This is a genomic window from Paenibacillus sp. MMS20-IR301, from assembly GCF_032302195.1.
In the GTDB taxonomy this organism is placed as follows: Bacteria; Bacillota; Bacilli; order Paenibacillales; family Paenibacillaceae; genus Paenibacillus_AQ.
In genome coordinates, this window is sequence record NZ_CP135275.1 from 2,710,528 (window position 1) to 2,723,714 (window position 13,187).

The 13,187-nt window shown below is 50.2% G+C and carries 13 protein-coding genes; 5 read left to right on the forward strand and 8 right to left on the reverse strand.

Annotated features, from left to right (window positions below):
• Window positions 1-59: 59 nt before the first annotated feature.
• The 3 genes from LOS79_RS12100 to LOS79_RS12110 form a co-directional block, all read right to left on the reverse strand.
• Window positions 60-1,055: a methyl-accepting chemotaxis protein gene (locus LOS79_RS12100; protein WP_315419874.1), complete on the reverse strand. Its 996-nt coding sequence runs from the start codon at window positions 1,053-1,055 to the stop codon at window positions 60-62.
• A gap of 17 nt (window positions 1,056-1,072) precedes the next feature.
• Window positions 1,073-2,173, reverse strand: coding sequence for an FIST signal transduction protein (locus LOS79_RS12105; protein ID WP_315419877.1), 1,101 nt, complete (start codon window positions 2,171-2,173; stop codon window positions 1,073-1,075).
• A gap of 204 nt (window positions 2,174-2,377) precedes the next feature.
• Window positions 2,378-2,752 carry a hypothetical protein gene (locus LOS79_RS12110; protein ID WP_315419880.1) on the reverse strand — a complete coding sequence of 125 codons (375 nt, stop codon included), beginning with the start codon at window positions 2,750-2,752 and terminating at the stop codon, window positions 2,378-2,380.
• A 160-nt stretch (window positions 2,753-2,912) separates the two neighbouring features.
• On the opposite strand from LOS79_RS12110, the gene LOS79_RS12115 reads away from it, so the two are divergent.
• The 4 genes from LOS79_RS12115 (at window position 2,913) to LOS79_RS12130 (ending at window position 6,651) form a co-directional block, all read left to right on the forward strand.
• Window positions 2,913-3,947 (forward strand): ArsR/SmtB family transcription factor, encoded by a 1,035-nt coding sequence (locus LOS79_RS12115; RefSeq protein ID WP_315419882.1) that lies wholly within the window; start codon window positions 2,913-2,915, stop codon window positions 3,945-3,947.
• 112 nt (window positions 3,948-4,059) lie between these two features.
• On the forward strand, window positions 4,060-5,061 hold the full coding sequence (locus LOS79_RS12120) for an ABC transporter ATP-binding protein (RefSeq protein ID WP_315419885.1): 1,002 nt from the start codon (window positions 4,060-4,062) through the stop codon (window positions 5,059-5,061).
• Complete coding sequence (locus LOS79_RS12125; RefSeq protein ID WP_315419887.1) at window positions 5,058-5,855, forward strand: ABC transporter permease; 798 nt, start codon at window positions 5,058-5,060, stop codon at window positions 5,853-5,855. The genes LOS79_RS12120 and LOS79_RS12125 overlap by 4 nt, the downstream gene beginning before the upstream one ends.
• A gap of 1 nt (window position 5,856) precedes the next feature.
• Entirely contained in the window at window positions 5,857-6,651 is a 795-nt protein-coding gene (locus LOS79_RS12130; protein WP_315419890.1) for an ABC transporter permease, read from the forward strand.
• 56 nt (window positions 6,652-6,707) lie between these two features.
• Here the strand turns inward: LOS79_RS12130 and LOS79_RS12135 are convergent, their stop codons facing one another.
• The 4 genes from LOS79_RS12135 to LOS79_RS12150 form a co-directional block, all read right to left on the reverse strand.
• Window positions 6,708-7,418 (reverse strand): ABC transporter permease, encoded by a 711-nt coding sequence (locus tag LOS79_RS12135; protein WP_315419892.1) that lies wholly within the window; start codon window positions 7,416-7,418, stop codon window positions 6,708-6,710.
• Window positions 7,415-8,260: an ABC transporter ATP-binding protein gene (locus LOS79_RS12140; RefSeq protein WP_315422166.1), complete on the reverse strand. Its 846-nt coding sequence runs from the start codon at window positions 8,258-8,260 to the stop codon at window positions 7,415-7,417. Before LOS79_RS12140 ends, LOS79_RS12135 begins: the two co-directional genes overlap by 4 nt.
• 136 nt (window positions 8,261-8,396) lie before the next feature.
• The gene (locus tag LOS79_RS12145; RefSeq protein ID WP_315419895.1) at window positions 8,397-9,332 is read right to left on the reverse strand and encodes a LytTR family transcriptional regulator DNA-binding domain-containing protein; all 936 of its coding nucleotides are present in this window, start codon (window positions 9,330-9,332) and stop codon (window positions 8,397-8,399) included.
• 31 nt (window positions 9,333-9,363) lie between these two features.
• Window positions 9,364-9,819: a MarR family winged helix-turn-helix transcriptional regulator gene (locus tag LOS79_RS12150; protein WP_315419898.1), complete on the reverse strand. Its 456-nt coding sequence runs from the start codon at window positions 9,817-9,819 to the stop codon at window positions 9,364-9,366.
• A 187-nt stretch (window positions 9,820-10,006) separates the two neighbouring features.
• Between LOS79_RS12150 and LOS79_RS12155 the strand changes: the two genes are divergently transcribed.
• Window positions 10,007-10,972: a quinone oxidoreductase family protein gene (locus LOS79_RS12155; protein WP_315419900.1), complete on the forward strand. Its 966-nt coding sequence runs from the start codon at window positions 10,007-10,009 to the stop codon at window positions 10,970-10,972.
• A gap of 78 nt (window positions 10,973-11,050) precedes the next feature.
• Here the strand turns inward: LOS79_RS12155 and LOS79_RS12160 are convergent, their stop codons facing one another.
• Window positions 11,051-12,925, reverse strand: a complete 1,875-nt coding sequence (locus tag LOS79_RS12160) for an LTA synthase family protein (RefSeq protein ID WP_315419903.1) — start codon at window positions 12,923-12,925, stop codon at window positions 11,051-11,053.
• Window positions 12,926-13,187 lie beyond the last annotated feature (262 nt).

Here is a 13,187-nt window from a genome sequence, read left to right on the forward strand (position 1 = left end):
ACCTCTTCATTGGTGTCAGCAAATAACTATAATACGAACAGCATACGTCAAACGTTCATTTACGCTTGATGTTTTTTTCCTTTGCGGCGTATGGAATCACTCAGCAGATTCTCTATCTGCTGCAGGAAGTCGGTAATACTGCAAATAATAATAGAACGCTTGCTGAGCCTAAGGTTCAGCTGCTCCAGCTTATTGCCAAGCGAAGTCACTAACGCTGCTGCAGAACCTACACCGGAAGCCGCATCATTGATCTCCGAGCTTGTCTGTTCAATCCCGGTAATAATCTGACTGCTGAAGCTCTTCACTTCCGCTGTACATTCAGTCACTTCCTTGAAATCCTGCTGGACATTCTGGGCATAGCGGAAATTGTCCTGAATAGTGTCCGTAGTCTGCCGGATATTTCCCTTCAGCGAATGAATACTGTCATAAAGCGCTTCTACGCTGCTGTCGATACCATTCACTAATTTACCGGTTGAGCTGGACAGCTTCCTGATTTCTTCGGCCACAACCGCAAAGCCCCGTCCGGCTTCACCAGCCCGTGCTGCTTCAATGGATGCATTAAGCGCAAGCAGATTGGTGCTTTTGGCGATCTCCGTTATACCGGCAGACATATTCATAATATGCTTGAAGTTCTGCTCCAGGATCTGAAACGCATCGGTAATGGAATGAAGCTGCCCGCAGGTCCCGTCCAGCTTTTCGGACAATACGCCTATCTTATCGTCTGCCTGGCTGACTGCGGCTTCCGTCTGATTCATCATGCCGTCAATCTTCCGGACATACTGCCTGAACTGGTTGAAGTTGTCATCCAGCTTCGTGATCATATCCTGAATGCCGTTAATCTGTGAATAGGTAGTGCCGATATCCTGAATGGACTGGGTGACAATAACCTCTTCATTCATGAATTGGCCGAGCTTCTTCTCAATATGCATAATACCGTATAACACTTCCTGGTTATAACCAGGTACATCATCAGAGCTCACCTCCTCTATTGGCTGCGAAGTTACTGCAATTTGCCCACTCACGCCTGTTTTACCTGCTGATTTGAACCATTTCATCTATGTATACCGCCTCACTATTCGAATACAGCCAAGACCATCGTCTGGTTAAAATGCTGTTGCCCCAGCTGCTCGCCGTATCCGGCAAAGCCAGCATAATCGCCCAGGGCTGCGCTCATTTCCTGTGCGAACTCATTCAAATACCCGTCTCCTTCAAACAGCATGGACCGGGCCAGACAATTCACCATCAGCGCCAGGGAAGGCTGCGGGATATCCCGCTTTACCGTTTCAATCGTGTTATGTATTACCGCCTTGTAATCATCCGGCTCAAGCAGAACCATTTGCGAGTTGTTGTACACCTTGGCATGATAGGACATCCCTTGATCCGCTGTAACCATCTGATTGGCCGTAATGTACATTTCATTACCGATGATCCGCCCCATAGGGTAACTGTCCAGATATTTCGGCAGCTCGCTTAGCGTAGTATTCAGCGCTTCCGCCACAACCCTGGCAGCCGGCCGGTTATCGTACTCGTGGACAATCCGGTTCCGCTCATCCACCTTGGTGGCAGTGAAATGGTGAATTGTCGGTTTATAGATATTTTCCCGGTAGAGCCGGATCTTCCCGCCAAGATTCTTGATGAATACAAAAGCACAGGCATTATTGTATACGTTGCCGTTCAAGGAAATCATTGTCCGTTCCGCCCGGCCATAGTCTCCTGCCGAACCGCCGAACAAGGGGATCCCCTTCTCTTCCAGTACAGAATTCAGTGTAGAGAGCACAAGCTCCTCACAGCTTATCAAGGCTGCCGAAATTTCGAAGCAGATGATGTCCTGCAAATTATTGAATTTGTCCAGGCAGCCGTTGATCCGGTCCACATACTTCAGCGGGAAGCGGTCCGCTTCTTCAAGCACATCCGCATAACATTCAATGCCCTCGTCAATCCCCATGACAAGCAGGCCTTCCTTATAGGCTCCATCCTTACAGAAGCCGGCAAAGGTACTGGACCCCAGGAGGATGCTGTCACCAAACCGTGCCTTGATCTCTTCGTTATATTGCCCGAAATGCTCTACATCCGCGAAAAACAATAGGAGTTTTGGCGCGGAGAGTCCGGCAGTGGCTTCAGCTACAGCTTCCTTAATATCAAGCTTTGCGCTTCGGCCTACAGAATACTTCATTGATAACACCCTCTTGTTGAAATATATTCCAGGCATTGTCATGATGCCCTTGCACTATTAGTATAAAGTCCCTTTCATTTCCTCACAAATATTTATTTTTCGCATCTGGACACCATGATACCGTTCTCTAAATGCTTATATAAGACAAAAATGCGGCAAAGCCGGCTTGTCACCGGACATTTGCCGCATTGTGTCATTCCTGCCCTAGATCAGCGCATTGAAATGGCCCTCTGCATCTACTGTTGCCACCCGGGGATCGGTTTGGCCGATGCCCTTGAATCCGCCTTTCCACTCCATCCGCCACTGCGGGCTCTGATTCACGGGAACGGCAGAAGCAATATCAGCGGAAGCGGTGCTCCCGGTTTTGCGGGCCAACTGGACCTCCAGCAGCCGGATTTGCCGCTGCAGCTGCTCCCGGCGGGGGCCCTGCACCCCGCCATCCCCCGCCGCATTCACCTTATCCAGCTCGCTCATCAGCCGGCTCCGCTGCTTCTCCAGCGAGCTGACATCACTCTGTGTGCCGCCGTATGCTGTAATTGCCTGAACTGGGCTGATACCCGGTATCGTCTGTAACGCCATCACTCATCCCTCCGTTCCCCGGCTCCCTTCCCGGACCCGGAACCTTGAACTCTTCTGTTAATCTCTATTACCCCGGCATCCCTGCTATGACAACCTCCGGCCGGATTGACAAAGTAAGCCGCTTCTCTTATGTTGAAATGAGAGTAAAGGAGGATGCCCAGTGGCGCTAGAACAGAGTGAGCACGAGGTTACACCGGCGGCTATACATACAATCTCTTCTGTAGCAGAAGCAATCGCCTTGCTGTCAAGCTATGCCGTGCCTGAGCAGCATGCGTATGCACAGCATGAGCATGGGCTTATGCATCAAGCTTTATCTGCTGAATCCATTGCCTTTCTTGCCGGCTGGAGAAGCAGAAACGGCTTTGATTTCATGTATTTATATGAATTTTTTATACCGTTCCCTTATTTCAACGATTTAACGTTATTTCTGGATGAAATAGCGAAGCTCTCTGATGAAGCTTATCTGGGCTGCCTGCTGGGCGGGGAATTGACTCAGGAACAGATTGCTTCAGGCTTGCAGAATCCGGATGCAATTGCTGATTTCGGGTCTGCTGAATACTCTTCCTTCGGCGATAAACCGGAATTTATAAAGGTGTTGCTCACGGAGCTTGAGTCCATCCGCGCTTCCATCCATCTTGTATTGACGGAAATTGCCGCCTCAGAAGCTTTGCGGAGTCAGCAAGAGACCCGGCAAGGCCTGTATGAGGCTGCCCTGCAGAACGCCCGGGCTTTCGGACTGGAGCCGCTCCCGTTAGCACAGAAGCTGATGGGCAAAACTTTTCAGAGAGTCAGCAGCTATCAATCCTATTATTTCATCCCTTCTTACTACCTGTCCCCCCACCGTATCCGGCTATTCGATCACAATACTTGTATCGTAATCTATGGCTGCTACAGTGCCCAGCTGAATATACTGGAGCAAAGCCAGGAGCTGGAGAAGCAGATGAAAGCATTATCCGACCGGAACCGGATCGTGATTCTGCGGATGCTGCATCAGCGCAGGGAATACGGGGCAAGACTGGCGAACGCACTGGATATCACGACCGCGACAGTGTCGCATCATCTGGAAATTTTGAAGCAGGCTGAGCTGATTATCGAGGAGAAGGCCGGCAATATCAAATATTTCAGGCTTAACCAGGCCAGGTTTAACAAGCTGCTGAAGGATCTTAGTTTATTTATTGAAGTGGATAATATGTAGTATGGAACGATCTCCGGTGACCCCGGCGGTCGTTTTTTATTTTCGCATGAAAAATATACTTGCAAATTTTAGAAATGCAGTGCTATTTTAATATTAGATATTTATCTTATATATGAAAGGTATTGATCTTATGATTAACGAGGAAATTATTCAAGTCCGCAATTTGAAACGGACCTATCAAACCACTGAGGGGATGTTCAAGCGGAAGCGGCGGACCGTCGAAGCCTTGCAAGGGATCACATTCTCGGTTCACGAAGGGGAGATTATCGGCTTACTGGGCCCAAACGGCGCAGGCAAAACAACAACGATTAAAATTCTGACCACCATGCTTGCTCCTACCTCCGGCGAGGTGCGCATTCTCGGGCTTGACCCTGTGAAGGATTTCAAACAGCTGCGTCCCCGGATCAACTTTATCCTCGGCGGAGAACGCAATCTGTATTGGCGGTTATCCGCGTATGATAATCTTGTATATTTTGCCGATCTATACCGGGTGCCCCGCCTTGTGCAGAAGAGCAGAATTCCGCAATTGCTTGAGCTGGTAGGCTTAACAGAGGTCGCACACCGGAGAGTGGAGACCTTCTCCAAAGGGATGAAGCAAAAGCTGCAAATTGCCCGGGGTCTGATTAATGATCCGAAAATTCTGTTTCTGGATGAGCCGACGATCGGCCTCGATCCGGTAAGCGCGCGGCAGCTGCGCGATATTTTGCGCGGATTGAAGCAGCAGGGAACAACGATTCTGCTCACTACACATTATATGCCTGAAGCGGATGAGCTCTGCGACCGGATCGCTTTTATTAATCAAGGCTTAATTTCAATACTGGATACCCCTGAAGAGCTTAAGAAGAGGATCGACCAGATCTCTGTGATAGCCTGCAGCATCCCTGGACTAACGGAGGAAGAGCACGGGAATATTGCAAACCACCCGGCGGTGCTTAATCTGCAGGCCGGGGAGCCGGACCAGCTGGAGCATTTGCGCATCCAGACCCGTACACCGCAAGAGCTGGTGATGGAGCTCTACAGTATTGCAGGTGCAGCCAGAATGGCCAATTTGTCCATTACAACGCCTACCTTAGAAGATGTTTACATTCAAATGATAGGCGGTGAGGTCTCTTGAAGCTGACCGCTGCGCCAGAATTCAGATCCTATCTCCATACGATAAAGGTACATATGAAGCTCTCGCTCGCCCGTCCGATGTTCCAGTTCATTATATTCCTGTCGCCCTTCCTGTTCTCGACGATAGCTATATTAATTTACGGCAAGTCCTCTTCCGCACAGATTTTCCAGTATGTCGTGCTGGGCTCCGGGTTCATCACACTCTGGTCCTCCATTGTATTCTCCTCTGCCAGTGATGTTAACCGCGAGAAGTACTATGGAACCTTAGAGCTGTTATTTACCGCACCCGTCCCGTTCGGGCTTACACTTGCAGGTAAAATCACAGCCAACACCCTCTGGGGACTGTTGTCGATGCTGATTTCTTATGTCTATTTAGCGGTCTTTTACCGTGTTCCTATGGTCATCGGCCATCCGCTGCATTTTATCCTGGCCTACCTCTTTGTCTTATGCTCGCTCTCCGTGTTCTCTTTCTTCCTGGCCATACTCTTTACCTTATCCCGTCAGGCTTACGCCCTGATGAATATGCTGGAATATCCCGTGTATCTGCTCTGCGGATTCATGTTCCCGGTTACTCTGCTGCCGGATTGGATAAAGCCGGTATCGTGGATGCTGCCGCCTACCTGGGCCATTGAGCTGCTGCGGATGATCAGCCGGACAAGCGCAGCGCAGGGTGAGCTTATTTTAGCCTGGGGTGTGTTGCTGCTATTAACCGTCATATATCTTATTATTTCTCTTGTCTGCTACCGGCTTGTGGAGAAGCGGGCCAGAATCCATGGGAATTTGGGGGTGTTTTGAGATGGAAGCTATTGCCCGTTTTTACCGCCATGCCCACTTATCGTTCAAGGCCCTGTTCGGCTGGCTGAGTCCGGGGGTCTATCTGATGGTTATGGTGATCAATCCGTTAAGTCAATTGCTGTTCTTTGCTATGCTGGCCAAGTATGCTTACCACAGCAGCAATCTGGCCGGTTATGTCGTGTCTAACGCTCTTCTGTTATGCGTGCTGAATGCCGTCTTCGGCATGATGACCGTCATCACCGCAGACCGCCAGATGGGTACGCTGCAGCTGGTTGTGGCAAGCCCTGCAAGCAAAGCTGCTGTATTCTTTGCCCGTTCAGTATTCCACATTCTCAGCGGCCTGTTCACGGCAGTGCTTGGTCTAGCCTTCGGTATACTGGTCTTTGGACTCAGCTTCTCCTTCGGGCAGCTGGCCTGGCTTAGCCTCGTTTGGGCTGCTTCAATATTTGCCGCCTGCGGACTGGGGTTTGTCATCTCCAGCTTTGCGCTGTGGTCGCCATCCATGCATATCTGGGCCAATCTGCTCGCAAGCTTACTGCTGCTGCTCAGCGGAGCCAGCTACCCACGGTCTCATATGCCCGGCTGGATGTACAGGCTGTCTGAATTTTTCCCGCTGACAAGAGGGGTAGAGGCAACGAAAGCGCTTGTAGCCACCGAAGGAGACAGATTTACGTCACTCCTTGCCCGGATAGCCGGCGAATGTCTGCTCGGCACCGGATTTTTCCTGCTGGGCTTGCTGCTGTTCTATTTTGCAGAATATCTGGCAAGGGTGAAGGGCTCTTTGGATATGGAATAGGGATATGCAAAAGGCCTCCATCGCTGGAGGCTTATTTGTATAATAAAGCTTATCTGCTACTCATCCTTTAACCGCCGCACATACAAAACAACAGACAATAATGTTAATAGAATTGTCCATATCAGAGTAATCAGCAGAGGTTTTACTATATCCCACGCCGTATAGCCTGTATTGCTTATCCCTAAGAAATGTACAAGCTGACTGCTAGGCACATAATCCAGCACCTTAAGGACCGGATAGTCCTTCACGAATACCGCTCCCCAAGGCGCCCCCATAAATATGGTTGCTACAGGAAGTATCGATAAAGATGATTCAAGCACGGTCTTCGAGTATAAACCGCAAATCGTCCCGGCTGCTGTATAGAGAATAATCGAAAGCAAGATAACCGCTGCAAAAACCCAAATATTAACCGGCTTATAGCCAAATATCAGCGTACTGATACCCAGAATAACCACAGACATTGCAAAGACGAGGGCACTTTTACCGGCCAGAACATCCATGGTAGTCGCCGGAGTCATCATTAACGACCGCAAGGTGTTACGTTCCTTCTCCTCTGCAATCAGGCAGGCTTGAGCGAAGCATGTCAGCAGAACAAACGAAGTATTGAACAGGAAACCGCTGGCTCCCGGCAAAGAAGCGCCTGCCCCGCGAAACAGAACGGCGAGAATAACCGGGAAGACCAGCATAATGGAGAGCGCATAATTACGCGAGAACTCCTTATAATCCTTCACAAATATCGCCAGGGAACGTTTGTATGAGATATTCATAGCAGCTCACTTCCTGTCATTTTAATGAAAATATCCCCTAGACTCGGCTCTTTGGTTGCTAACCGGTCAATCAATCCCTGCCTCATCCAGTCGGCGATCTGCTCACCTGTCTTCTCACCGACCGGAAGCTCGTAAGCTTCCCCGCCAGTTAACTCAACCGAAACTACGTTCTCCCGGTGCTGCCGTTTAAGCTCCTTCGGTGAACCGATGGCCTGAATCCTTCCCTGATACAGAATCGCAACACGGCTGCACAATAATTCGGCCTCAGCCATATCATGCGTGGTCAGAAAAATCGTTGTCCCTTGCTCATTTAAATAGCGTAAGCCTTTATAAATATGTATGGAGTTCACCGGGTCGAGGGCAGAAGTAGGTTCATCCAGGAATAACAGCTCCGGTTTGTGAATGATTGCACAGGCCAGCAGCACACGCTGACGCATTCCTTTGGATAAGAGCTTGACCTTCTTTTTACGTTCTCCGCTCAAATTTACAAACTGCAGCACCTGATCGACTGAAGATTTGGGAAGATCATATAGTTTACGGTACAGCTGCAGATTCTCTTCAATGGATAAGCGCTCGTACAGGCCGCTGTTGTCTGTTAAAATACCGAAACGCATCTTCTGCGCAGACTTCTGCATCATCTCCGCCGGCTCATTAAATACATGGACCTGTCCGCTGGTCGGATTTAACTGTGCGGTAAGAAGCTTGATTAAGGTTGTTTTTCCGGCACCGCTTGGACCAAGGAACCCGAAGATTTCACCCTTTGGAATGGAAAAGGAGACATCTTCCAGAGCATCCTTGCTGCCGAATTGCTTGCGGATCCGGTTTACTTCGATAACATCCATACATTTCACTTCCTTAACGTTGATGACAATAAGATATACAAATTGTGTATTTCCTGCCATCAAAACCGGCCGAAATGTAGCTGTCCCCCCCTGAATGGTACCACTCCCCGCCAAGCTGACCCTATTTCCCCGGAAATTAAATGTTCAAAAGCGCCTTTAATTCCTGCAATTTGGACCGGGATAACGGAACCACGGAATCTTGGCCTGTATGCAGCCGCAGGCTGTAGCTGTTCTTCGTCCATGTAATGATCTCTCTTACCTTCTGCAGGTTCACAATGTAGGAACGGTGACAGCGGAAGAAGCCGAAATTCAGCAAACGGTGCTCAAGCTCAGTTAACGTAAGCGCGCAGTCATAATTCTCCCCGCCCACATGAACAAGGATGCAGCCCTCTACACTTTCTATAAAATCAATTTCCGGCGGATTAAATAGAATCACTTTGTCATTCCTTCTGGTAGAAATCTTCTGCAGGGTTATATTCGCCTCATCCGGCTTCAGCATCTCCGGCTTCCCCTCTTCGGCGTCCTGAATATCGAGCGGATGAAGTCCGGACTCGTTCAACCGGTATATCACATCACAGGAAATAAGGGCATCCTCTAAATTTGAAGTTAGAATTAAGATTTGCTTGTCCTTCGACAGTTCCTCCAGAATCCGTTTGAAATGGCGGCGCTCCTGTTCCTCCAGATAGAAGTAGGGCTCCTCCAGTACAAGTAAAGGCTGATGCGCAAAAAAGACACGCAGCAAGGTTACATATACCTTTTTGGATGAGCTTAAGTTTTTAATCTTAATCTTCCGTTCTTCCTTGAGAGCGAAATATTCCATCAGCGGCCCGATGCGTTCGCTCCTCTCCGAAACTCTGAGCAGGAAGATCATCAGCTCCTCCACGGTTAACTGCAGATATTCGTTCTGCCCGGCCTGAAGCACATAATACCGGGTATGATCCCCTAATTGGCTCAACAGGAGCTTCTTTCGCTTCACGTCTGTTATGATGCTGGTCGCCTCGTTTAATGCCGGACTAAGGTCAATCTCCGGCAGCATTACTTTCCCGTCAGCATAGATGGGTTGAAATTTCATGCGATCCTCCTGATCATTTGCGCCATAGGGTTCAGCGGCTCTCCCCCGGGGCAGCGGCCAGAATCCTGCCGGCAAACATTATCATCTGCGCTTGCTCCGTCTCTGTCAGCCCTGCCGTCAATGCTGTAATCTGCTGCTCGATCCGTTCACCGGCCTCATGAATAATCTGCCACCCTGCAGAAGTCGCCTTAACATTGAAACCCCGCTTATCTGTCTCAGATACCGTCCGCTCCACCAGTCCGCGGCGCTGGGCACGGTCGACCAGTCCGGTAATGCTGGATTTGTCGAGGCCCAGATGCCGGGCCAGCTGCAGCATGCTTGGCTCACGGTCACGCAGGATGCCAAGCAGCCGGATCTGAATAATGGAGAGATCATGCTCAGCGCCAATTCTCCCAAGGATGTTCTGAATCAGGAAGGAGACCTGCACCAGGCTGTCGACAATTGTAAGATCGTCCAGGTTATCTAAAGGTTTACCGTAATTAATCATTTGGATCACTCACTCCGGTCTTTACCAGTTTTATGTACCAGCGTGTTTGCCGCCGGCTGCCTTACATATTGTACCACAATATTTGTTGACTTTGTACGCGGAACAAACTATATTGTTTGTATTACAAACTTTTTAGTTTGTTCCACAAACAAATTTATGCCACTTGTGGCACATGGAGGCTAATCTTATGCACGCTGCTGTTGTACATTCATTTCATTCTGCTCCGAAATATGAGACTTTCGCTGCACCCCAGCCGTCAGGACAACACGAAGCTCTTGTCGAAGTGCTTGCTGCCGGACTGCATCTCCGCGTACGCGCCCAGGCGGACGGCTCGCACTATACCAGCACGGATGAGCTGCCGCTGATCCCCGGAATCGACGGGGTGGGCCGGCTGCCGGACGGCCGGCGGGTCTATTTCGTGGCCACCGATACTGCGCTGGGATCCTTTGCTGACCAAACCGTGATTGACCTGCGGCGCAGCGTGCCTATACCCGCACACGCCGATCCGGTGCTCATCGCCGCCGCAATGAACCCCGCTATGTCGTCCTGGGTGACCCTCCGCCGCAGAATCCAGGTTCAGCCCGGGTTCAAAGTGCTGGTGCTCGGCGCAACCGGCAGTTCCGGGCAAATGGCCGTCCAGATTGCCAAGCTGCTAGGCGGGAGCCAGGTCATTGCTGCCGGCCGCGACCCGGAGCGCCTCGAAGCGCTCCGCCGGCTTGGCGCCGATGCCACCGTATCACTTGCCGGTGACCCGGAAGAAGCAGCCCGGCGGCTTGGGGAGGCTGCGGCCGAAGTGGACATCGTGCTTGATTATCTGTGGGGCCAGCCCGCAGAGCTGGGCATGCTTCCGCTGCTGACCCGCCGCCCGGACCGCAGCCGGCTGCTGACCTGGATTCAGATCGGCTCCGTTGCCGGAGCCAATGCCAGCATTCCTTCCGCTGCGCTCCGTTCGGCCAACTTTCAGCTCATCGGCAGCGGCCAGGGCTCCATCACCCCCGCCGGATACTTAGCTGAGTTCCCGGCACTGATCGATCTGATCGCCAGCGGCAAGCTTATCCTGCAGCCGGCAGTCCATCCGCTGTCCAGTATTGAGGAGGTATGGAACACTCCTGAAGATAACCGGCAACGGATTGTATTCGTGCCTTCGCTCTAAATTCCTTGCACATAAGTAAAGGCAGACCCGGCGGCCATTTGCGGCTGTGCGGGTCTGCCTTCTTTTCATATTAATACTTTATTCTTCTGCCGCAACATCCGGACGGTCCGGCAGCTGCTCCAGATAGCTGTTAGACAAGCTCAGCAGCCGCTGCACGGCATTAAACTGCGCTTCGGTAGAACCTCCAGCGATAATCGAATTATCTGTTCTGCTGTAATTCGTCCCGTCCGCATAAGCTTCTCCAGTCACATAAACACTTGAGTCATTAATGAAGGAGCCTGTCGGCAGGAAATGCCGGACCGGAAGAAGATTCGTCTGCTGGTTGAGCAGATCCTCCCCGAAATGCAGCTGCTGCTCCACAGATACGCCCAGCAGATTGGCTACTGTCGGCAGAATATCGACCTGCCCGCCGGCTTGCCCGATGACCGCAGGCAGCTCTCCCGAAGGCGAATGGACAATGAACGGTATATTGAACAGGTCTGCATAGCCGTATTCATGACCGATCAGCTCCTTAAGCCCAGTCTTCTCGTCATCACCAAGCGTGTAAAGCGGAACCCCCTGATGATCACCGTAAAAGACAACCAGGCTGTCATCCCATACCCCGCTGGCCTTCAGCTCCTCCAGAAATTGTCCCATCGCATAATCAGCATAATTCTGGGCCCGGATATAATTACCCAGCAGGGTTCCTTCGTATTGTTCGGGCAGCGTCATTTGGTATTTCTCCTCAGGTATGCGGAACGGATGATGGGCACTCATGGAGATTACCATCGCATAGAACGGTTCTTCCCTTTCATCCAGCGCAGCCAGCTCCGGTACAGTCTTCGCAAACAGCACTTCATCCGAGGAGCCAAAAGCAATATGGTCATCGTCACCATAGAAGCTCTGGTCATAATATTTATCAAACCCGATCGCCTGATAAAGCGCCTTACGGTTCCAGAAATCGGCGCTGTTCGTATGGAATGTATACGTTGCATAACCGTTTGCTTTCAGCAGCCCGGGCAGGCTGGGCAAGGATTTGTTCATATAACCGGAAGACGTAGCTGGCTCGTTCTTAGGCACATAGAAGGAAGTATTGACCACAAATTCAGCATCTGAGGTAGTCCCCTGGCCCGCATTGGTATAAAAGTGATTGAAATACGTATTCTCCCGTGCCAGCTTGTTAATATTCGGAGTAATCTCCTGCCCGTCTATGGTCAGCCCGATCAGGAAATTCTGGAACGATTCCATCTGGACCATAATCAGATTCTTGCCCCGGTCAGCCGCGAAATATTGCGGGGATCCGGGTACAGTAATACCTTTTAAATCATTAACCGCACTTTGTGTAATCTCTTTGCTGTCGATAAGCTCTTCCTTCTCCGTTGTATCGGCAAATAAGGTGTACACCTCATAATTGAGGATACCCATACTCTCCGCCTTCTTAGTCTCATTCATGCTCGCATGATTCGGCCAGACATTGAAGATGCACAGCCCGAAGGAGACAGCAGTAATCACACTCAGCACCGGACGGCTGATCCGCACCGCACCTCTTTGCTTCCAGAGCGAAATATATTTTGGACGGAACATCAGGAACAGGAAGAACACCACATCTACGAAAATGAACAGATAATACGGCGTAATAAGCGAATACGTGCTCTCCCCGACCTTGGTCACTTTATCCGCCTGCTGCAGGGCGTGGTATGTAGCGATGACACCATAATATTTGTAATACATCAGTACAGCGAAATAGATCAGCGTAATGAACAGGTTCGCCACCATATAGTACAGAATCTTCCGCTTACTGGCCAGCCATTCAATCAGACTGAATACAATGAGGAAGAACGGGATCTCTGTGAGCAGTGTTCCCCAGTTAGGCCCGTCATTGAAGACAACATACCAGGCCACCGCACTTTTCAGCAGCAGGACGAAGGTAAACAGTAGTATAGGTTTATTGCGGATGTCAAAATGTTGTTTCATCTTTTGTCTCGATCTCCTTATTCCCGGTTTCCAGTTGCTTTTTGCTGATGATGCTGCAGATTCTAACGGCTAAAACGCTGATCCAGCTGTAACTATCGCTGTTTCAGAAAATAAACAACCCTTTTCAATCATATGCAGGAAAAAAGCATTTTGCCCCTGTAATTCCGACTTCTGAATTAAAACATATATTAGGTAGGTTATCAACCTAATTTATTTGTAAACAGACGGCTGCCGAGTGGCGGTCCAGGTTATATGCCCTATA